Here is a 20,822-nt window from a genome sequence, read left to right as displayed (position 1 = left end):
ATGAAACTGACAGATAAACCGCGTCAGATTGCAGTGCCGTTCGCCAGCGGTACAGCTGACAAAAACACGATCCCCAATAATGCCACGCAGGAAACCAAGGAGAAGGGCAATGCTGCCTATGATTCAGGTTTTCCGCCGCTCACCATGACGGCCATCGCCGCCGGCGGCATACCGCCACACGGTAAGGATTTTAACGGACTGCTGAACGATATCACCGTGGCGATCCGCTTTTCTCAGGCCGGCGGCCAGTACACCTTTGATTCGGCATTTACCTCGGCGATCGGCGGCTATCCCCGTGGCGCGATGGTGTTGAGTTCCGATGGTTCGAAAATCTGGTGGAATACGGTTGATTCAAACACCACTGATCCGGATGGCGCCAGTGCCGCAGGTTGGAAAAATCTGCTGGCGGATCCCAATGGGCTGTTTCTTCAAAAGTCGCAAAACCTGGCGGATTTGCAAAATAAAGCGGAAGGGCGAAAAAACCTTGAGCTAGGCACTGCTGCGACGAAAAACGTCGGTACTGGCAGTGGTAATGTGATGGAAATGGGCACGGCGGGTTTGGGTGTCGGGCCAATAGCCAAAAACGACGCTTACAGTAACATCGCGCAGTTTTACCGCGTAAATGCTTCGGCAGCTAATAAGCCCCCAGCGGTGTCCGGGAACGTATCAGCTGGCGTTGTATGCTTGCCTATGGATGCCGCACCGTCCTCAGGCTACGTTGCTGTTGTTGGCGGTAATATGGCTGCGTATGTTGGTGTTTCTCAAGCAGAGGCTGGTGGGATTACCTGGGCGAGAATTTATACCGATAAGTTTAAACCTACTGCTGCTGATATTAATGCTGTTGCTAAGACTGGCGACACTATGACGGGACAATTGTTTTCCCCCGCTATTTCCACAACGCCAGGAGCAATTCCGTGGGGAGCTGGGCCATTTTCCGAACAGTTGAACAATCAGGCGCCATTCTTTCAGCCTAATTGGCAATGGCCTGTAACATCAGGCGGTGTTTATGTGCCAATAGTTAAAGGGGTGTCAACTCGACAAGGACAAGGCTATCCAACTGCAGTGAGTTTTGGATATTTGCTCAGTGGTACGCCAAGCTTTGCACAAGCCTGCATCCATGCAAAGGGCGATAATACAGATGTAAATTGGCGATTTGACGCAAATGGCGGGAACTTTTATTGTCCAGGCGGAGTTTATGCAAATAATGCTATTTTTCATGTCGACGGGAATATTACCGGTAATATCTGGGGTGGGTATCTCAGTAACTGGCTGAATCAAAATATATCAAATGCGCAAAATAACGCTCAAAACTGGGCTTATCAAAATCTTGTCCAAAACGTCAGGCTTACTGGACGAATTAACCAGCCTGATACTGGCGGGCAAGTTAGAGCTCCTGACGGTTGCGTGTTTACTGGTATGTCTGGGGCCAACTATAACCCATCTATTTGGGCTTCTTATTCATATGTCCAAGTTTTAATTAATGGTTCTTGGCGAAATATAGGGACTTCTTAATCATGGTTAAATTTGAAAACTTTGCTATTTACAAGCCTGATTTTAAATCCACCGAAGAGAATGAGCCAGCATATAGACCTGATATTCTTTACGCCAGAGATAAAAATGGGCGAGACTGGTACGCCTGTCAGGCGGATTTTAGTCCAGACACGCTGAAGGTCATGTATGACGAGAATGGTATTATCGTCTGTATATCAAAAGACGTCACAGCAATTTTCCCTCCTGGTTTCTCAGTAGCAGAGGTGGCGATTAGCGAAACCCCACCTGAAGCGTGCAACGATATGACGTGGGTATATCGTGACGGAAGGGTGATTAAGCGCACCTACAGCTCTGCTGAAAAGCGCAAGATGTTACAGGGGGAGAAAGAGCGTCGTATCGCACGTGTTAACCAGGTTACGCAAACCCTCAATAGCAAGTTGCTATTGGGTATGGCTACCGATGAAGAGAAAGCCAAATTGCGGGTATGGATGGACTACGTTAACGAGATCGAGAAGATCAGCGATGACGCAGATCCTGAAAAAATCGTGTGGCCGGAACCGAAAATAAAGCCCTCATGATAGAGGGCTGAATAGGTCAATTATTATCCGTTCCCAATGATACAATGGCTGTATTACCTGAAATGAACAGAGAATATTCCTTATTAGTTGAGATTGGCTTAATCCCACTGCTAATCATACGAGAAAGCACATTTTTATTGTTTTGTTCATCTCCATAACCATGCAGAGTCTGCGGAAACCCTTTGTTAATTAGTTGAAAAGAGGCTAAAAACTCAGATGCAGGGCTAAGGAAATAGCCTATTAATGGTTTGTTGTCCACTAACAATTTAGCTCTTTCATTTATATTGACCTGGCCAACTGTTCCGATGGTGGTAATTTCATTATGAGTGAGCAAGTCACGACTGATCATGTTAAAAATAAAATCTTCATACTCGCGCTGTGATTTAATGGCACTGCCTAATTGTGCGCTGAATGCAATTGCTGTAATAACAGGAATTAGTGATAAATATTTCATTTTTGGTAAAAAATAAACAATGGGAATCGAAATTAAAACAAGACACGCTGAGAAGGAAACCAAAGTCCTGGGGAATACCGGAGCATCTTTAAGAAATATGGTTGGCCCCATCAGTGAAACTAAAAATATAAATAGAGAAATAACCCAATAAAGACTGAATGATAATATAGATTTTTTCTTATGGCGATTTGCAAACAACATGAAAATCAAGCCAGCAACAACTGGAATCAAAAAATAAATATAAACTGGGCCATGGAAATAAGATAGAGCCATGTTTTTTAATGAACTAAGCGTAGAGGCTAAATGCTCTAGCCCTTCAGTATTAGCAGATATGATCTCTGCGCGTGAATTACTTTTTGCAGCAAAGAATAACATGTAAACCATGTAAAAAGAGACGAATAAAGCCGTTTTGTTAAGTATTCTTTTTATAATGTCAGTGGCTTTACAGTCATTTTTTACTGCTGCGATCATTACGTCTACAGCAAGTAAACCAATAAATACATTTGCACATGGTTGGTATATGGTTAAAGATAGTACGCCAGCGAACAGTTTTACTAAAGTTTGTCTGGTAGGATTACTGGCTGTATAGGTATAAGCCATAACCGCTAGGAAAAAAGCGATGGACATGCCTAAAGAGTCATATCTGTAAGCGATATTTTGCAGCATGAATGGATTAAAAATTAGAAGAGCCGAAACTAATTTGTGTGAAGGAACTTCTAACCTCGATAAATGATCGCTAAGTAAAAGCGATGCCCCACCGATAAACAAGCAGGAAGCAATCATAGTATAGGGGTATAGATCAAGGTTATAGTGGCCACTGGCGGATAAAACTTTCATGAGAATATCTGCAACAGGCCGACCTAATCCTCTCCATCCATACTGACCAGTTATGGCTCTATCTAGATCATCCCTATAAAAAATACCAGATTGGATTAATGGATAAATAAAAAGAAGAGCAATCCCTGAGTAAAGGAGCAGTGCTTTTTTGTCGATTTTACAAAACATTTTAATTCTCATCTCACTTCTTTATTATATAGCGTGGGCGACGTTTGGTTTCAATGTATATTCTACCAATATATTCCCCAAGCACTCCGATTCCTATAAGCTGTACACCGCCAAGGAAAAGAATGGAAACAATAATTGAAGGGTAGCCAGCTACCGGGTTGCCCCAAATAACCTTATCTATGATCATCCATGCGCCATACATGAAGGAAATTGCAGCAACAAAAAATCCAATGTAAGCCCAAACACGAAGAGGGAAGGTGGAAAAACTTGTAATTCCCTCTATTGCCAAATTCCAAAGCTTCCAGCCATTAAATTTGCTGGTTCCTGCGACTCGCTCGGCTCTAGAGTATTCAACAATTTCAACATTTCCGCCAACCCAGCTAAGGATACCTTTCATAAATAGGTTTCTCTCTGGAAGTAATTTAATGCTTTCTACCACTTCCCTGGTCATCAGCCTAAAATCACCTACATTCTCTTCTATGGCCGGTTTACTTATTTTATTGTGTACTCGATAAAACCATTCTGCTGTTTTTCTCTTCATTCGGCCATCGCATTGCCTATCCATACGTTTAGCCAACACCACGTCTGCACCATCTTGCCACTTATTCAATAATAGTGGGATAACATCAATTGGATCTTGAAGGTCAACGTCAATTGGGATAATAGCATCGCCGGTAGCGGCTTCCAAACCAGCAAATAATGCAGGTTCTTTCCCGAAATTCCTGGAAAAATTTATTGATTTAACATTTTGATCATCATTAGATAAGGAAGACAGTATTTCTTCCGTTCTATCTGAGCTACCATCGTTGACGAAAACGATCTCTACATCTATATGCTGAAAAGGTTTAAACTGACGCACAGATTGGTAGAATAGAGGAATTGCTTCTTCCTCGTTGAATACGGGAACTACAAGTGAAATTTTCATTTATCTTCCCTGAAGACAACTAACTTAGAATAAATGAAGCCACAGATTAGGCTGATCACTGAAAAAGTAACGAGAGTTACAATTGGGTTTGCATGTAGCGTATCTGCTGCCCAACCGACAGAGAATGCCATACCTCCCATAAACAACACATACACCATATAGCGGTAAGTTGTAGCTTGTGCCTTGAACGTCCACTTGGCGTTAGCAAAGAACGAAACGGTTACAGCGATGCCAAAAGCGACAACATTTGAAACTGATTGTGAGAAACCGCTAAAGAGCATGAGCCCAAAAACAGCCCAGTGCGCCAGGGTATTCATTACCCCTACAGATGCATAACGTATAAAAGTATTCAATGCGTAAAATTCTTAAATGTTGGTTTGCCATATTCTGCCATCGCATGATATTGATGGCAAAATTTTCTAGCCCATCAAGATGATAAGTAAGCACAATCACTATCGTTGGGGCATGGTGACGTACTGTAGTAACAACGTATGACTCCCAGCACGCCGTCCGTCAGCGTTGCCTCACGCCACCTGATAGTTGGGTTCTGGCGCTCCTCTCAGACTGATATCTCAAGGATAATGTCGCGATAAACATCAGCACAGTGTTCTACTTGTGGACGCGAAAACGCGCTGGAGGTCGAACTTCGATCGTGAGTTGTAGCCTGGAGGGAACTCGGCCATTCATCGAAACTATCTTTCTTTACCGATCAATATCCTACCTTTCTAACAAAAATCCGAACTTTCCCCCGTCAAAATCTTGCGCATATACTGTATAAAAACACAGTAACAAGGCAACATTATGACTTTCTTTTATCCAACACCAAACCCAACCAAGCTCAAAATCCCGCTTTTCGCCGACAAGGTGCCGGCGGGGTTTCCCAGTCCTGCAGCAGATTACGTCAGTTCGCGCATCGATCTGAACGAGTACTGCATCAGCCATCCCAATGCGACCTATTTTCTCTATGCGACAGGTGATTCCATGCTTGAGGCCGGGATCACTGAGGGCTCTATGCTTGTTGTTGACCGCAGCATCAGCCCAGCCCATGGAGATATTGTTATTGCCAGCATAGCCGGCGAGTTCACCGTGAAGCGTCTCTGTTTGCATCCTCGCGCGCAATTGGAACCCATGAACCCGAAGTATGAGCCGATCCTGCTTCATGATGGCGGTGACGATCTGGAGGTGATGGGCGTTGTTGTGTCTTCGATAACGAGGCTCAAGTGATGTACGCGCTTGCTGATGTGAACAGCTTCTACGCGAGCTGCGAAACGTTGTGGCGCCCAGATCTGCGAGGGCGTCCTGTCGTCGTTCTGTCGAATAATGACGGATGCGTCGTAGCCAGGAGCAAGGAAGCGAAGGCGTTAGGGTTAAAGATGGGAGAACCCTATTTCAAAATTAAGCGGGAATTTGAGCGCGCAGGGGGCATCGCGTTCAGCAGCAACTATGAGCTATACGCCGACATGTCTCAGCGTGTGATGGCTGTTTTAGAAGAGATGGCGCCACGCGTAGAAGTGTATTCAATTGACGAAAGTTTTCTTGATCTGACTGGAGTTCGTAACTGCATTGATCTGGATACTTTCGGCCGCCAGGTGAGGGCCAAGGTACTGCGCAACACTGGGCTAACTGTAGGCGTTGGCATTGCCCAAACCAAGACGTTAGCCAAGCTGGCAAACTTCGCGGCGAAGAAGTGGGACAAGACTGGCGGAGTAGTGGATCTGTCCAATGAAGGGCGCCAGCGCAAATTGATGGGCCTCGTGCCTGTCGATGAGGTCTGGGGTATCGGACGCCGGATATCGAAAAAGCTCAACATGATGGGGATAGAAACGGCACTACAACTGGCCGATGCAAGCACTGTGATGATCCGCAAGCATTTCAGCGTTGTGATAGAGCGAACCGTCCGCGAGCTACGTGGTCAGCCTTGTCTCGAGCTGGAGGAGTTTGCGCCGACAAAACAACAGATCATCTGCAGCCGCAGCTTCGGAGATCGGATCACCGATTATGACCAGATGCATCAGGCTATTTGCATGTACGCGACGCGTGCAGCGGAGAAGTTGAGGGAGGAGCATCAGTATTGCCGGCATGTCAGCGCGTGGCTCAAAACCAGCCCATTTGCCATCAATGAGGAATACTATGGCAACACCGCAAGCATAAAACTGAGCACGCCAACGCAGGATACTCGGGACATTATCGCTGCGGCTATGTGTTGCTTGGATGCGGTTTGGCAACCTGGCCATCGATATCAGAAAGGCGGGGTGATGCTGCAGGATTTTTGCAGTCAAGGCGTGGCTCAGTTGGGGTTGTTCGATGAGTACAAGCCACGGCATAACAGCGAGCAACTGATGGGGGTGCTTGATCGGATCAATAACTCGGGGAGGGCAAAACTGTGGTTTGCAGGACAAGGGGCGCATCAGGTATGGTCAATGAAGCGTGAGCTACTGTCGCCGGCATACACGACACGGCTGAGTGATCTGCCGCGTGCGCGAGTATATTAGCGTTTGTGATTGAGAGTTTTAGTACCTAAATTATTCCGAATTGCTCCGAGGGTTCTGGTAACTATCTGAAATTAAAAGCATGGAATGCAAGGTATAGCAAGGGATTGCAAAGACTGAAAGGTTGATAAGGCGTTGTTAAAAAAGGATATTTCCATTCTTTTTCGTATAAAGGAATCGTATTCGGTCTTTTTTTGTGTGATTGATTTATAAGGAAAAAATTCGTAATCCACGAAAATACACGAAATTTCCACGAAATCCTATATCCGGTCTTTTTAGACAAGTACGTATTCTTTGCCTCTGAGATCGAGATATTTCTTCGTCATGAGAGCTGATTTGTGGCCCAGTAGGCGCTGTGCAAACTCTTCCCCTTTTTCCATGCTGTATAGCCGCGACGCGAGACTGCGGATCTCGTGAAATGTTGGTGGATTGTCACCAAGATCCAGCGTTGAGGCATTCCTGGCTTTCACAAATGCTTTGGTTAAAGCGTCAGGGTAAACGGTGCCGCTTTTGCCAACTCTCCGTACAGCACGGCGAAGCAGCATGAAGGTGAATATATCACCGGCATGCGCCACATCATGCGCCATACCCATGAGATGCGTGAGCTCGGCGGACGCTATGTTTTCCTCATCAAGTCGGCGACCTCAGAAGTGTGGTGGCCGGAGGATGCGGATCATATTGCGTTCATTCGTGGCCGCATTGGATTTGATGTGCCGTCCTGGTACCGGCCGGCAGATGCAAGGCAAGAAGCGACCAGCGCGGGCTTCGGCGCTGCAATCGCCATATTTGATAAGGCTTGGCGTGGTCCAGTACATAGCTATGTTAGCCGGGACCAGTTGATGGCGCATGGTGAAATGTTCTTGGCGCAGATCCGTAGGGAAGCTGAGCGCCTGGCTGAAAGGAGTGTCGCATGACAGCCGCGCTGCGAACTAAGTCCTCGAGAAAGCATAAGACGGAGGCGTTGGGTGTTCGCTACCTGGTGGCGGCATCAAATACGCGACCGATCACGACAGGGACACGATGAAAGGGGTGCCAACGGGCACTCCTATCGCCATGCGACCGATCGGCGACCGCCGGAACCTGAAGCATCACCGCAAATTCTGGAAGCTGCTGGAGTTGGGCTTCTCGTACTGGGAGCCGGATTGGACGTTCGTTAGCGATCCGGAGAAGTGGATCGCGCATGAGGTAGCGAAGACGCTGGCGGCACAGGCTGGCGATCCGCTGCTTTATGACAATATCACCAAGCTGATTGCCGACAGTGTTCTACAGCGCGTAGCGGCTCAGCGCCAGCGCCGCTTTGACGCCGAAGCTGTGAAAACGACGGAGGCTTATCTCAATCACGTCATGGTTAAAGCCGGCTTCTACGATCTGGCCGCCAATCCGGACGGCGGAACGTTAAAACAGCGCTGGAGCATAGCCTTCGTCAACATGAGCCAGGAGACGTTCGACAAGGTTTATAGCGGGGTCGCCGGAGTAATCTGGAACGAAACACTGCAACAACACTTTGCTGATGAGTATGAGATGGAGCATACAGTAGAGGAATTGATGAAATTTTATTGATAGAATATTAAGGAAATAAATTCTCTAATAAAGATTGGGTGTCATTATGGTTGATAACTTTTTAGTGTTTTTCAATGAGTTTAAGGCATTGTTTTTGTCTTTCATAATAGCAATTATTTCATTTTCAATAATTAGCAGGTACAACTTAATTTTCAAGCAAAGTGAAAGTAAATCTGCATCAAGAATAAGAGAGCTGGAATCTCAACTCCAAGATTTAATTGTGACAGTTAAAGGTAATGATGAAATTGTGGGAGTGGTTGACTCATTAAGTAGCATGCGTGGAAAAATGTCATCATTAAACTCTTTGGAACTAAGTGATGAGGCTAAAGAAAATATTGAAAAAGAAGTTAATGATATTGTAATGAAAACCATTAAGGAAAAAGTACATTCTGCTGAAATTAAAAAACCTGAAAATACCGAGAAATTAACTGAATCTCACAAAGGTTTTCGCAATGTGAACTTTGAACCTTTAAGTGAATATAGTTACTTATTAGATGATGAATATAGAAACTCAATAGGGTTTAAAGCTATACTAATTAATCTTTTTGTGGTTCTTAATGTAGTTCTACTAGTTACCATATCACTTTTGGCATTCTTTTATCCTGAAAGATTTCAAGGGGGAAGTTCTCCATTCCCATATCAAATATCTCTGACTATTTCTGGTGTTTATATAAGTTTCTCGGCATTTATCATATATGTAGTAAGATTTTCGAATGCAAGATCACTTACAATATTAGCACTGAGGGAGGATTTCTCAAGGAGAGATATTTTGGATAGCGCAGCAATGCAATTAGTGAAAAAAGAGGATCTTAATGAAAGTGATGTGGCATTAATGAAAGCGCTTATGTTGAATCGGGCGCATAGAGAGCAGAATTCATCACACCCTTATGAGATATTGTTACAGGGAATATCAGGGTCAAATATACAATTTCAGGGAGGCAAGCTTAATGTTGGTAAAAGCAAAGATTAAATAATGACTAGATGTCGATGAAGTCTTTTAATTTTATAGCCATGGATAAGTGAATGGAATACTCTATATTAGATGCGGAATACGCAAATACAATTAAAGAATGTAATAGTTATTTGGAAGGTCATTTTAAAAATGTTCTCAAGTCTGAATATGATGAGTCAGATATTTCAGAGAAAATAGGCACTGAGTATATGTCTACCGATATGGTGAATTTCCATCGCTATTCACTATACTGCTGGCGTATGTTTTATTATCTTTTTGAACGGTATCCAACAAATTTAAATGATACGATTAAATACAAACTTCATGAAATGGCAGGCGAAAATGTTTTCATAAACAAGCAGCTTGCCGAAAACGAGTTGCCAAGATTTACTTTTTTCATTGCTAGGTTTCTAATAATACATCGATCTTTAGGTGGGGTGATAGCCTATTCCACTAACGCTAACTGTGCCAGGTATATCGAAAACTTCTATAAAGTCAAAGATTGCGCTGCGTATATAGGTAATATCTTAAAAGAGAATGGAAGTAAAGTTGATTTTCATGCGCTTTCGTATGTGGATGTATGGTCAATAAAAGATCTTATTCGTGAGGTTAAATTTAAGGAGGCAGTAGAAAATTTAAACAAAATAAATACAAATGAAGTTAATTTGTCTGAATTAATAGGGAAGCAGGAAACATTAAAAAATGAAGTCAATGAGATTGAGAAAAGGCTTGATGGTTATAAGGGGGAATATAATTTTGTTCTGTTAAGTAAAGCCTTCAAAAGAATGAAAGATGACAAAATAAATGAGTTAAAAACCTCTCGCTGGTGGATGAATTTATATACATTGGTGCTAGTTTCCATACCTATGTTGACGTTAATAGCTTTATTTAAAGAGTGGGTGACTTTTGACTCAAACATTAAACATTTGATGTATGCGGTACCAGTGTTGACTTTGGAGATTTTGATTTTTTATTTTATGCGACTATATTATAGTGAAGTTAGATCAATTCGGGCGCAACTATTACAAATAGACCTCAGGTTGAGTTTGTGTGAATTCATTCATGATTTTATAGAAAAGAAAAATGAATCAAGAGATCACAGTGACTCATGGGGTAATTTTGAAAGTCTAATATTCAGTCCAATTCAGATGTCTGCAGATAACATACCTTCTGTTTTAGATGGGGCGAATGCTGTAGCGGATGTTTTAGGTAAGGTCATGCCGAAAAAATAGAGTTTAATAATAAATATGGTGACGTAAAAAGAGGTCGTCATGAGAAAATCACCTGCATTTAGAAGTAAAACCCTGCGCGATTCAGCGCGGGGCCGCTGCTGCACATTGCAGATCCCAGGAATCTGTGAATGGGAACCCAGAAACGACGGTTCTTTGCCACCTCCCTAGCAGCACTCACGGTATGGGTTACAAGAGCGATGATTATTGGGCTGTGTTTGGTTGTTCCAGTTGTCACGATGTTATTGACAGACGAGTGCCTTACGACTGGCGGCCTGGTGAAAAAGAGGAAAACATTTTGTTGGCATTTCATGAAACTCTAAAAATATGGTTTGATGCTTGTTTGATTCTCATTCATGGAAAGGATAAATAGTGAGTATTTTAACTACTGTCGCTATAAGTTTCTTTACTGCTTGGTTAACAATGCGACTTGCCTTACATCGTTTTTATCGCGAAAAGTGGTGGGATAAAAGAGCAACTGCTTATCTTGATTTAATCGATGTACTGTATGATTTTAAAGAAGACTATGGTGTTATGGAAATTCATGAGCAAGCTAAGTATGGTTATGATCAAAACGGAAAGCATCAATTTCCTGAGGATATTCTCAGCAAAGATGATGAGTCTAAACTTTGGGTCAGGATGTCAATTACGCATGATAAACTAAAGAAAATAAAAGGACTTGGACCACTAGTATTCACTGATGTAGCGTTGGAAAAAGTTTCAAAATTTATAAAAAGAGATGATGAAGTGAGGCGAATGGCTTTAGGTGATGAGATTGACAATATAGATGCATATGGCGAGATGAAGACAAGTGCCGATGAGTTATACAATGAATTTAAAGGAATTGCTATTGTAGAACTAAAATTAAAGTCCACGTTTAAGGAAAAATTATATAGAATCCCACAATGGATATTTACTCAATATATCCGAGCTGAGCATGAATACCGCAAGAATCTTCAATAGCATTGATGTCATTTCAGCTGTAGGGACAAAGTCAAAACAGGAAGTGCTTAGCGGGAAGGTTAAGAAAGACAGATTAAGGCTAAAGATAGTATTTCTAAACTTATGGACAAATGAAAGCCCAGCACCTGCTGGGCTCAATTCTATTTGTTTTTAGATGTTGGCGGCGGTGATGGCGTGGGTGACGGTTTTGTATAGTTAGCAGGTGGTGGAGGATTGCGGCTATCTTGCGCTAATCCATTGTATTGATTGCCATTTTTATTGTTTTCCGACATAAATAACCTCTCAATTACTTCTGTTTAGGTGGCGGTGGGGTCGGCGATGGTTTTACATAAGTCGGTGGCGGAGGTGGATTCCGGCTATTGTTTTGTCCTGTGCGACCGTTAGTTGTTGTGCTAGGTGGATTTTTGTTGGTCATTTTTGCCTCTAATTAAAGTTAAATTATTTGTCATTTTTAGTCGGGGGCGGCGGTGGCGTAGGGGCCGGTTTTGTATAATTTGCAGGTGGTGGTGGGTTTCTCCCTCCCTTTTCAATTGGAACTTGTTTGGCATTACTTGGTTTATCACTCATCTTTTATCTCCGGCTCTTTTTTGAGAAATTCCACATACTCAATGTCGGTCGCGCTAATTACAAGATACTCAGTATTTGCAAGGCGAATGTATTGCTTACCTTCAATCCATTCGGGATCTTGTAGGACAAGATGCCCCTTGGAAGGGTCTTCCGGCCACACCAGCGGCCATCCATAGACCCTTCTTCCATTTTTCAAGTCAACAATTACGAACCACGTAACATTATTGAAAATATCTGACCATTCACAAAAATAAGAAGTTTGCTTTGTTATGTTTTTCTCTGATAAGAAGTTATGAAATTTGTTGCTATTGGTGTAGTAAACAAGGATAAAACCAAATGATATAGCAAAAATCGATGACCAAAATAACTGGGCTGTGTCATCCCAATGACCAATTGAATGCCATTTTCCTATTAAAATAAGAATGTACTTAGTCATACTGGTTGCACATTGAATAAATAGCGTGAAAATTAATGCCTGGATGATTCTCTCAAATTGATTCTGCTTTGGGTGAGCAGTTAAAGCATGGAAGATCCAAGCAGTAACAAACCCAGGAAGCAAGTACTTTAGTATGTCGAATATTTCTTTGCTAACTGATTCCATTTAGCAATCCTTGAGTAATGTAGTTCGTAGGAAGTCTTTTGTCTCAGTTATGTCAACACAGCCAGCAGTGTTGCGTTTGATGCAACGAACTATACAATCGGCAGTGCATTATAATATCAGGACTGACCAATGACCAACGCAAAAGAACAACTCATAAAAATGCATGATCCGCGCTGTGTAAGTGCGGAATCAATGAATGTAGGCCGTGGGCGCGCGTAAGCATCTCGGTAAAATGTACAGTACGTACATACAGTAAAAATTAGAAAATTGAATTAATTCAATGCGTTTCACATGCAGGAGGTGCTATGACACTGGGCGATGAGGATATTTTAGCCAGCGTGGTGGCGCTGCTGGAGTTGCTGACACACTGCGATGAGGATACGAAGATCGAGACGGTGCAAACGACTGCTCTGCTGGGTTGGAGTTTGCTCAAGGAGATTAAAATGAATACTCAGCACAGAGTTCAATGAACAATAGGTAAGCAGGATAGGGGATATCCTGCTTTTATTTTCATGCTTTTACTGCCATTGATTCTATCATTTTTTTTTGACCTGTTGCTGTAAGTGTCCAAAAATCAGCAGTTCCACCTTTTATGGTATTAAACTCTCGTATGTCAACAAGATTATAAGCCATCATTTGAACTTTGATAACATCAAATATATCGTCATTAAGAACGCAGTTATATTTAGACTCCCCCTTCTCTTTTTTTACTGAGTAATTGGCAATTAATTTATTAACCTCATAATTATTTTTTGGAGATAATAAGGAAGGGGCAAACATGGAAAATATTTCAGACCACGAGCATGAGTATTCCCATTCTGCGGTGCGTGATTTGCCATTGGAATACCAAACATATGTACCATTTAAGGTGAAAATACTTGTGAAATCAACCAGGTTCTCAATCACTGGAGCTTGAGAGGATAGTTTTTCTTTAAGCTCATTATTTTCTTTTCGTAATTTATTGATATCGATAAGCATTTCTTCCGAGGTGGCATTCCTCGCTCTCACCCACCCTTCAGCCGGGAACATAGTCATAGTTTGGCTAAGACTAATTGCGACATAACCCGGTAGTTCAGAGAGACTTGACCAAAAGTTAACAAGCCGTCCAGTAGATATTTTCTGACGGAACGCTTCCAGTTTTGCAGCAACTTCGGGATCTGTCTCTGTTTTGTCTCGTGTTAATTGATTAATGTCTCGGTAAATGAGGGCTATTATTTTAAGCCCTCTTTCAACTGCATAGTCATACTCCATCTCGGTGTAGCTTAAACCTGTATCAGGGGAAATAGTCCCATATTTACCTGCTACCATGATGAAGTAGTAATCGCTATCGTCGATGACCTTCTTTATGAAATCGAACTGTTCAAGGTCTATGGCTGGGAATAACTCCATGCCTGCCGGTATACAGTCCATTTTCATAAGTGCGGTTGTGACTTGCTGGCGCTCTTCAATCAGATCTCTGTACGTCGAGCTCAAAAAAACCTGATATCTTTTCTTCATTATATTTTCCATTAGAAATTATTGTTTGTGTTTATATATTTCATTTGACTATCCAGTATATCAGAGTTTTTCACGATGCTTGTTCTCGATCATGATGCGCGCATCATTGCCCAATGATGCCAAGCCTCGTTCTAACCAGCGGGGCTTTTTTATGCCTAAATTCTGGAGCCCCAAATGGCCTACGATCCGCAACAACAGCGACCTGAAGAACAGACTATGAACGGCAATCGCGAGATGTGAACATCTGGCAGCCAGGTAAAGCAGTGTCTCTGTAAGTATCCCGGTAAAACGAACCATTCACTTTTAGAGCTCTTCCGACATACTGATTATGTCCCCTGAGGAGATCTCCATGTGCAAAGCCCGATTTACCGAACACCAGACCATTGCCGTTCTGAAGTCTGTCGAAGCCGGACGTACCGTCAGGGGGTCTGCCGCGAAGCGGGAATATCTGAAACTTCCTATTACAACTGGAAAGCAAAGTACGGTGAGATGGAAGCTTCAGATATCAAAAAGATGAAGGATCTTGAGGACAAAAACCGGCGACTCAAACAGATGTTTGCCGATCTCACCTTGAATGTCGGGCTCTGAAAGACATTATCGAAAAAAGCTTTAAAGCCAGCGATGAAGCGGGAGTTCATCAGTTATGCATTTGGCGATCCGCTGGTGTTCTCTACATGGAAGGCTTATTGATGAATCATGGCCGGCACTCGTCGGCCTGATAGCATCAATAACCTCGTAGCTTTTTGATGAGTCTGTCGCCGAGCCAACAAATGATACAAAATATGGCTATTGTCGATAAAATGGAAACGACGCGCTGAGTTATCGTGTCGAAGCTAAAGAAAAAATAGATACACAATAAAAATCCAATCCCCCCGATTAACTGATAGAAAAATTCAAAGAAAAAAGAGAGTATGCGGATATGGATGCTATCTTTTCTCATTTCATTTTTTCCTCAATTTTCTGCAGCAATCTATTAAACTCAGCATCACCTTGGTTTTTACGTACAGCCAAAGCTTCTATGAATGGATCAACATAGGGTTGAACTAAAAAATATATAAAGTCCAAATTTCCGGCATTTCTAAGCTTGTAGTAAACCGCACTATGCATACGTTCGAGACTGATTGATTTGTATATGCTTCGTTCTATCATTCCGCCTGCCATCAGCGTGAAGCTTGTAGCTACGCCTGCACCTCGAGTAATCATGGCTGCACCGCCTGTTGATATGATGCTATTCACTATTCTGGATGAAATCAGAGAGGTGGTAAGCATTCTGCCGGAGGATGCGGAGCCTACGGCTCTAAATATTTTGTCTTGCGTCTCTTGTGGGATGTGCGCGGTGAATGCATCGATGATGATTTTAGTCGTCCTGATAACTTGATGATAGTTCAATAAACCGGACTTTATTGCCCGCATCATGCGAATGCGTTCGTCTTCCATCTTGCGACGATTGCTTGTGTCAAAAATGCCCAGAGCTAGATAGCCAAAATCGACAGGCACAGACATTGCGCCGTCAAGCAGCCCCACAACTGTTTCTGGGGAGACAATGACTTTTACTATCCGTTCCACTATCTCTGTGTTGTTCACTTCCATCCCTCGAAATTTTTATGGTTGTAACATAACGGACGTGGGGAGATGTTTCAATGCTTGGCCAGTGTGGCCGCCAGAGCGAAAATCACACTTTTGATCTGGCGATTACATCCCAACCCGATCTCCATTCCCCCCCAACCGCACCTATCGCTAATTTAGCCGCACCAAAAGTCATTACGTCATCTATGGCGCTGATAAGCTTCGGCCATTGCTTCAATCAACGGTTTAACGAGAGTGTCATTATGGGAAATATCCCGGCATCAGGCGCTATAAAAGGTAACCCGCAGTGAACGAGCAACTGAGTCAATTAAAGATGATGTTGCCCGGCTATCTCAATGCGTGGCGTGAGGGGGCCTTACCCTCTGACTGGGGGCTGGTGGCTAACCCTGAAGTGGTTGCCGCCCTGTTGGCGGAGTGGGAGGCGCTAAGCGAGTTGGCGTCTCGGTTCGAAACCGCCACTGAAGCCCCCTCCGAACCGGCCGCGTTTTGGCAGGCGCGCGCCGAGCTGATGGCGCAGCGCAATCGTGAACTTATGGCCCAACTGGCGACGCCAGTCCGTTTGCCCGGCGCACGGGTGGCCTTTTTTGGCTATGTGAAAACGGCCGTGATGGACGCCAGGCAGGTTAAGGCGGCGATTCGCGATGCCGGTTTTATCGTTGCGGGCGGCGCCCCCAACGAGAACACGGCTTAACGCGGTTTCTTCTCAAATTTCTCGGCAAAAAAGAACCGCAGCAATTTATGGGTCCACAGCAGGATGGCGCCAACCACCACCAGCGAGACGACGAAATGCGACAGATTTTTAGGCGCGGCGTAGCCGTGGGTAAAGGAGACCCCCGCGCCGCTGAGCAGCAGGGTGGCGATCCAGAAGCCGAGCAGCAGGCATAAGGTACGAAACAGTTTAAACATGGTTATCACCAAAAATACGGAAAGCGCCGACCGAACGGAGAGGCTCAGCCGGAGCTTTGATTAATTAAAACCGCTTAGCGCGAACAGGTATTGCCGCCTTTATTGCTATTGCAGTTGCTGCCGCTGTTTTTGTTGCCGCCTTTCCCCATGCCGACGTTGCCGCCACCTTTGCTGCCCTCCTTGAAACAGCCGCCGTTGAGCGCGCCCACCGCCAGGCCGCCAAGGCCGCCCAGAGAACCGGTGATCACGCCGTTAACGCAATCCGGCGAGGTGTGCTTGCCGTAGAATCCCTGATTGGATGACCCGCCCCCGTTCTTGTTGCCGCCGTTGTTGTTGACGCGGCCATTGCTGCCGCGGTTGTCGCCAAAGTTACCGGCGCCGGCGATCAGGTGAAAGTGTTTGGCATCGATCTCTTGCATAAAATTCCCTCTTTATCGATTCAGTTAGATTCAGTAAAGCTTGCGCAAGCCAGCTGTTTTTAACAGAAAAAATAGCGGGGGTAATTACCGGTTCGAATAAGAACAGGGGGTTTATTTTGCGATATTTTCCAGACTGATAGAGCACAGAGGAATGATATTTGGGGCGTGTGGAACCGTAGCGCTATCTGTTCTCTTGGGCCGGTTAATTTGTTAGCATGGCGCCCCTGGATGACTATTGGTGCAGTACATTGAAAATTAAAGCGTTGTTATTTGTTGCGTTGGCCGCGCTGGCCGGCTGCAGCCAGGAGGGAACCTCGATGAATCAGCCCGCAAACGAGAAAGGCGGCCAAACGGAAGTGTTGCTGGTGAACAGCGCGCTGGTGGACTGCGTGGGCGTTGCCCCGATGAAGTGCATGCAGGTGCGCCGCTCCGCGCAGCAGCCGTGGGAGTTGTTCTATACCGGCATCGAGGGCTTCACCTTCGAACCTGGCTATCAGTATCGATTGAAAGTGCGCGTCACCCCGGTTGAGAACGTACCGGCCGATGCCTCATCGCTGCGTTACACGCTGATTGAGCAGCTGGAAAAGAACAAGGCGTAATGATTATCAGGCCGGGCGAAGTGAGCCCGTCCTGCTGTTTTATAGCGTCAACCCCATCTCCGCCGCGACCTGCTCCAGCTGGTAGCGTGATGTGCGCGTGAGTAAAGGCTCCTTATCGACATAGTAGGCGTAAGCGATAACGCCAATCGACAGCGCCCAGGCGCGGCCGCGCCGCCAGGTCTCATCGTCCACTTTCACCGCCTGGCGGAAATGTTCGCGGGCTTCCGCTCCCATCAGGTTCCAGGCAACTATCATATCGACCGCAGGATCGCCGATGGCGATACCGCCCCAGTCGATCACCGCCGCCAGCTCACCGTTGTCGATCAGCAGATTGCCGGGTTGAATGTCCGTGTGCAGCCAGCATGCGCCGCCGGTGTTTTCACTCACCTGGCTCACGCTGTCCCATGCTTGCAGTAGGGCGGCAGCGTCGAGGTGAGGGGCGCACTGGGCAATAGATTCGCGAGTGAGGGCGTCTCTGGCGCTGACCGGGCCGCCGCGATAAGCGCTGATCGCGTGGCCTGCGGTTGGGATGGCGTGGAGTGCGCGCACGAACTCACCCAATTGCGTCGCCAGCAGCGGGCTGCACTCGCCGCAGGCGGGCGTGCGGCCGGTGATCCAGCGGCCGATGCTCCAGGCGAAAGGATAGTGGACGTTCGGCTTACCCTGGGCCAAGGGCGCGGAAATCGTCACTGGCAGATGAGGTGCCAGCAACGCGGGGTAGCGATTCTCGCGCGCCAGCGTTTCGGCCGCCGAGGCGGTACGCGGCAGGCGAATGAACAGCTCGTCGCCGAGCCGCAGCATCACGTTGTCGGTACCGCCGGTGGTGACGAGTTCGATGGGCAACGCCGCCCAGGCCGGGAACTGTTCGGTGAGCATAGCTCGGACATGGGGGAGGGAAATCTCGGCCTCATCGGCATGTATTTTGGGAATGGCATTCACCCGGTACGGCTCTTTCACTGGCGCAGGGTGGCGGCCCCGACTGGTCTGGTCACTGTGCTTGTTTGCGCACTTTCTTAAGTATATCGAGAAAATCAGGTATATTGTCCTTCGGTTTTTAGCTACCAAGAAAAAATTACTATGATTATCAAACCTAAAATTCGTGGTTTTATCTGCACCACCGCTCACCCGGCAGGCTGTGAAGCCAACGTCCGTGAGCAAATCGCCTACGTTAAGTCGCGCGGCGAACTGAAAAACGGGCCTAAAAAGGTGCTGGTCATTGGTGCATCCACCGGTTACGGGCTGGCCTCGCGCATCAATGCCGCTTTCGGCAGCGGTGCGGCCACCATCGGCGTATTTTTCGAGAAGCCTGGCAGCGAAGGCAAAACCGGTTCCGCCGGTTGGTATAACTCCGCCGGTTTCGACAAGGCAGCTAAAGAAGAAGGCCTGTACGCGAAAAGCATCAACGGCGACGCATTCTCCAACGAGTGCCGTCAGACCGTGATCGATCTGATCAAAAAAGACCTGGGCCAGGTTGACCTGGTGGTTTACTCGCTGGCTTCGCCGGTGCGTAAAATGCCGGAAACCGGCGAAGTGGTGCGTTCCGCGCTGAAGCCAATCGGCGAGCCGTACAAGTCCGTCGCGCTGGACACCAACAAAGACGTGCTGGTTGAAGCCGTGGTCGAGCCGGCCAACGAGCAAGAAATTGCCGACACCGTGAAGGTGATGGGCGGCCAGGACTGGCAGCTGTGGATGGACGCGCTGGACGAAGCGGGCGTGCTGGCGGATAACGCGCAGTCTGTCGCTTACTCCTACATCGGTACCGATCTGACCTGGCCAATCTACTGGCACGGTACGCTGGGCAAGGCGAAAGAAGATCTGGATCGCGCGGCGCACGCCATCAACCAGAAGCTGCAGGCCAAAGGCGGCGCGGCTTACGTTGCGGTGCTCAAGTCGGTGGTGACCCAGGCTTCCTCCGCCATTCCTGTCATGCCGCTGTATATCTCCATCGTGTTCAAAATCATGAAGGAGCAGGGCATTCACGAAGGCTGCATCGAGCAGATCCAGCGTCTGTTCGCCACCAAGCTGTACAGCGGTGCGGCGCCGGATACCGACGAGAAACACCGTCTGCGTCTGGATGACTGGGAACTGCGCGACGCCGTGCAGGAAACCTGCCGTGAAATCTGGCAGCAGCTGAACGACAGCAACATCAACGAGCTGACCGATTACCAGGGCTACAAGGCGGAGTTCCTGCGCCTGTTCGGTTTCGGTCTGCAGGGCGTTGACTACGACGCCGATCTGAGCGGCGAAGCCAACTTCGAAGTGATCGAACTGGTCTAAGCACGTCGAGCGGTCAAACAAGGTCGGGCTTGCCCGGCCTTTTTTTTTCCGTAACCAGACGATGTTGACCTAACTCATCAGTCCACTTGATCATTGACAGTAATAAGTTATCGTTTTACGATAATTTATTGCTGTTGATTAAGGGATAGAAAACTATGAGCACTGCGCCAAGGATCCATCTGCCGCTGTATGTGCGTTGTCTGTGCTTATTGATTATGGCGATGCTGATTATCAGCACCTGCGTCGAAATGTTCATGATCGTGCGTGGCTGGCTGCACGGTGAGGCTTATGCCGAGATCATCGCCTCTTACCGGGAGTATTACCCCGAGCTGGTTGGCTACGCCATTCCTCAACAACGCTGGGCGCTGGGTGCCACGCTGGCGATCGATATGCTCGGTTATTTGCCTTATTACAGCGCGCTGCTGTGCGGCGCCGGGCTGTTTTATCAATTCTTCCGCGGCAACGTATGGCACCGCAACAACATGGTGTTGCTGCAGGTCATCGGGATTTTGCTGATTGTCGATGTGCTGTTCCCTTCGTTAGCCGACCTGTTGCAGGTTATGGTTCTGACCGCCGATGAAAAAATGCTGTTTATCCTTTATTATGGCGTCAATAGCGAGTCGGTGCGCTCGCTGATCGTCGGCTGCGCAATCCTGGTGTTTAGCCGGGTATTTCTGGAAGCGCTGCGGCTGAATGAAGAACAGCTTTCTTTCGTGTGAGAAT

Annotated in this window: 23 protein-coding genes and 3 pseudogenes; 16 read left to right on the top strand and 10 right to left on the bottom strand. The window is 46.2% G+C overall.

The window, feature by feature from the left end; genetic code table 11:
- Both ACRAWE_RS09965 and ACRAWE_RS09960 read left to right on the top strand, forming a co-directional pair.
- The gene (locus ACRAWE_RS09965; RefSeq protein ID WP_103682106.1) at window positions 1-1,512 is read left to right on the top strand and encodes a hypothetical protein; all 1,512 of its coding nucleotides are present in this window, start codon (window positions 1-3) and stop codon (window positions 1,510-1,512) included.
- A gap of 2 nt (window positions 1,513-1,514) precedes the next feature.
- Window positions 1,515-2,069, top strand: coding sequence for a tail fiber assembly protein (locus ACRAWE_RS09960; protein ID WP_103682107.1), 555 nt, complete (start codon window positions 1,515-1,517; stop codon window positions 2,067-2,069).
- 16 nt (window positions 2,070-2,085) lie between these two features.
- On the opposite strand, the gene ACRAWE_RS09955 is transcribed toward ACRAWE_RS09960, so the two are convergent.
- The 3 genes from ACRAWE_RS09955 to ACRAWE_RS09945 are packed head-to-tail and all read right to left on the bottom strand — an operon-like array spanning window position 2,086 to window position 4,806.
- Window positions 2,086-3,540, bottom strand: coding sequence for a glucosyltransferase domain-containing protein (locus ACRAWE_RS09955; protein ID WP_232095734.1), 1,455 nt, complete (start codon window positions 3,538-3,540; stop codon window positions 2,086-2,088).
- 1 nt (window position 3,541) lies between these two features.
- Complete coding sequence (locus ACRAWE_RS09950) at window positions 3,542-4,453, bottom strand: glycosyltransferase family 2 protein (protein WP_060447306.1); 912 nt, start codon at window positions 4,451-4,453, stop codon at window positions 3,542-3,544.
- The gene (locus ACRAWE_RS09945; protein ID WP_072271515.1) at window positions 4,450-4,806 is read right to left on the bottom strand and encodes a GtrA family protein; all 357 of its coding nucleotides are present in this window, start codon (window positions 4,804-4,806) and stop codon (window positions 4,450-4,452) included. The genes ACRAWE_RS09950 and ACRAWE_RS09945 overlap by 4 nt, the downstream gene beginning before the upstream one ends.
- A gap of 448 nt (window positions 4,807-5,254) precedes the next feature.
- Here ACRAWE_RS09945 and umuD point away from each other — a divergent pair, with 448 nt between their 5' ends.
- Together umuD and umuC are read left to right on the top strand one after the other, a co-directional pair.
- Window positions 5,255-5,677: a translesion error-prone DNA polymerase V autoproteolytic subunit gene (gene umuD, locus ACRAWE_RS09940; protein ID WP_033637997.1), complete on the top strand. Its 423-nt coding sequence runs from the start codon at window positions 5,255-5,257 to the stop codon at window positions 5,675-5,677.
- Window positions 5,677-6,945, top strand: coding sequence for a translesion error-prone DNA polymerase V subunit UmuC (umuC, locus tag ACRAWE_RS09935; protein WP_432525306.1), 1,269 nt, complete (start codon window positions 5,677-5,679; stop codon window positions 6,943-6,945). The genes umuD and umuC overlap by 1 nt, the downstream gene beginning before the upstream one ends.
- A 272-nt stretch (window positions 6,946-7,217) precedes the next feature.
- Here umuC and ACRAWE_RS09930 read toward each other — a convergent pair.
- Window positions 7,218-7,442: pseudogene (locus tag ACRAWE_RS09930) on the bottom strand (tyrosine-type recombinase/integrase); the annotation flags it as partial.
- On the opposite strand from ACRAWE_RS09930, the pseudogene ACRAWE_RS09925 reads away from it, so the two are divergent.
- From ACRAWE_RS09925 to ACRAWE_RS09900, 6 genes and pseudogenes are all read left to right on the top strand, one after another.
- Window positions 7,437-7,835, top strand: a pseudogene (locus ACRAWE_RS09925) (DNA N-6-adenine-methyltransferase); the annotation flags it as partial. The pseudogenes ACRAWE_RS09930 and ACRAWE_RS09925 sit on opposite strands and share 6 nt — an antisense overlap.
- Before the next feature lie 127 nt (window positions 7,836-7,962).
- Window positions 7,963-8,502, top strand: a complete 540-nt coding sequence (locus tag ACRAWE_RS09920) for a DUF1367 family protein (protein ID WP_432525305.1) — start codon at window positions 7,963-7,965, stop codon at window positions 8,500-8,502.
- 46 nt (window positions 8,503-8,548) lie between these two features.
- Window positions 8,549-9,472, top strand: coding sequence for a hypothetical protein (locus ACRAWE_RS09915; RefSeq protein ID WP_432525304.1), 924 nt, complete (start codon window positions 8,549-8,551; stop codon window positions 9,470-9,472).
- Between the two features lie 53 nt (window positions 9,473-9,525).
- Window positions 9,526-10,686, top strand: coding sequence for a hypothetical protein (locus tag ACRAWE_RS09910; protein WP_432525303.1), 1,161 nt, complete (start codon window positions 9,526-9,528; stop codon window positions 10,684-10,686).
- A 181-nt stretch (window positions 10,687-10,867) separates the two neighbouring features.
- Window positions 10,868-11,056, top strand: coding sequence for a nuclease domain-containing protein (locus ACRAWE_RS09905; protein ID WP_432525302.1), 189 nt, complete (start codon window positions 10,868-10,870; stop codon window positions 11,054-11,056).
- Window positions 11,056-11,646, top strand: coding sequence for a hypothetical protein (locus tag ACRAWE_RS09900; RefSeq protein ID WP_432525301.1), 591 nt, complete (start codon window positions 11,056-11,058; stop codon window positions 11,644-11,646). Before ACRAWE_RS09905 ends, ACRAWE_RS09900 begins: the two co-directional genes overlap by 1 nt.
- A 559-nt stretch (window positions 11,647-12,205) precedes the next feature.
- Here the strand turns inward: ACRAWE_RS09900 and ACRAWE_RS09895 are convergent.
- Window positions 12,206-12,814, bottom strand: a complete 609-nt coding sequence (locus ACRAWE_RS09895; RefSeq protein ID WP_049211765.1) for a DUF6338 family protein — start codon at window positions 12,812-12,814, stop codon at window positions 12,206-12,208.
- 305 nt (window positions 12,815-13,119) lie between these two features.
- Between ACRAWE_RS09895 and ACRAWE_RS09890 the strand changes: the two genes are divergently transcribed.
- Window positions 13,120-13,284: a hypothetical protein gene (locus ACRAWE_RS09890; protein ID WP_432525300.1), complete on the top strand. Its 165-nt coding sequence runs from the start codon at window positions 13,120-13,122 to the stop codon at window positions 13,282-13,284.
- Between the two features lie 40 nt (window positions 13,285-13,324).
- Here ACRAWE_RS09890 and ACRAWE_RS09885 read toward each other — a convergent pair whose 3' ends face one another.
- Window positions 13,325-14,311, bottom strand: coding sequence for a DUF4062 domain-containing protein (locus ACRAWE_RS09885; RefSeq protein WP_432525299.1), 987 nt, complete (start codon window positions 14,309-14,311; stop codon window positions 13,325-13,327).
- A gap of 349 nt (window positions 14,312-14,660) precedes the next feature.
- Between ACRAWE_RS09885 and ACRAWE_RS09880 the strand changes: the two are divergent.
- A pseudogene (locus ACRAWE_RS09880) lies at window positions 14,661-14,956 on the top strand (transposase); the annotation flags it as partial.
- A 291-nt stretch (window positions 14,957-15,247) separates the two neighbouring features.
- Here the strand turns inward: ACRAWE_RS09880 and ACRAWE_RS09875 are convergent.
- Window positions 15,248-15,901, bottom strand: coding sequence for a hypothetical protein (locus ACRAWE_RS09875; protein ID WP_432525298.1), 654 nt, complete (start codon window positions 15,899-15,901; stop codon window positions 15,248-15,250).
- 283 nt (window positions 15,902-16,184) lie between these two features.
- On the opposite strand from ACRAWE_RS09875, the gene ACRAWE_RS09870 reads away from it, so the two are divergent.
- Window positions 16,185-16,589, top strand: coding sequence for a hypothetical protein (locus ACRAWE_RS09870; RefSeq protein ID WP_049278662.1), 405 nt, complete (start codon window positions 16,185-16,187; stop codon window positions 16,587-16,589).
- On the opposite strand, the gene ACRAWE_RS09865 is transcribed toward ACRAWE_RS09870, so the two are convergent.
- A complete protein-coding gene (locus ACRAWE_RS09865; protein ID WP_004940942.1) occupies window positions 16,586-16,804 on the bottom strand; it encodes a hypothetical protein in 219 nt (72 codons plus the stop codon). The genes ACRAWE_RS09870 and ACRAWE_RS09865 overlap by 4 nt on opposite strands.
- A gap of 74 nt (window positions 16,805-16,878) precedes the next feature.
- The gene (locus ACRAWE_RS09860) at window positions 16,879-17,223 is read right to left on the bottom strand and encodes a hypothetical protein (protein WP_171453797.1); all 345 of its coding nucleotides are present in this window, start codon (window positions 17,221-17,223) and stop codon (window positions 16,879-16,881) included.
- Window positions 17,224-17,471: 248 nt separating this feature from the next.
- Here ACRAWE_RS09860 and ACRAWE_RS09855 point away from each other — a divergent pair, with 248 nt between their 5' ends.
- Window positions 17,472-17,822, top strand: a complete 351-nt coding sequence (locus ACRAWE_RS09855; protein WP_033638116.1) for a DUF4377 domain-containing protein — start codon at window positions 17,472-17,474, stop codon at window positions 17,820-17,822.
- Between the two features lie 39 nt (window positions 17,823-17,861).
- On the opposite strand, the gene ACRAWE_RS09850 is transcribed toward ACRAWE_RS09855, so the two are convergent.
- Complete coding sequence (locus ACRAWE_RS09850) at window positions 17,862-18,698, bottom strand: aminoglycoside phosphotransferase family protein (RefSeq protein ID WP_432525297.1); 837 nt, start codon at window positions 18,696-18,698, stop codon at window positions 17,862-17,864.
- 201 nt (window positions 18,699-18,899) lie between these two features.
- Here ACRAWE_RS09850 and fabV point away from each other — a divergent pair, with 201 nt between their 5' ends.
- Together fabV and ACRAWE_RS09840 are read left to right on the top strand one after the other, a co-directional pair.
- Window positions 18,900-20,099 (top strand): enoyl-ACP reductase FabV, encoded by a 1,200-nt coding sequence (gene fabV / locus ACRAWE_RS09845; RefSeq protein WP_063919222.1) that lies wholly within the window; start codon window positions 18,900-18,902, stop codon window positions 20,097-20,099.
- Between the two features lie 155 nt (window positions 20,100-20,254).
- Entirely contained in the window at window positions 20,255-20,818 is a 564-nt protein-coding gene (locus tag ACRAWE_RS09840; RefSeq protein WP_063919223.1) for a DUF2975 domain-containing protein, read from the top strand.
- The last annotated feature ends 4 nt before the right edge of the window (window positions 20,819-20,822 follow it).

It is taken from the genome of Serratia sp. BFP-2025, from assembly GCF_050880365.1.
In the GTDB taxonomy this organism is placed as follows: domain Bacteria; phylum Pseudomonadota; class Gammaproteobacteria; order Enterobacterales; family Enterobacteriaceae; genus Serratia; species Serratia surfactantfaciens.
Note: the sequence above shows the minus strand (reverse complement) of the source record. Positions and strands in the feature narration are given on the sequence as shown.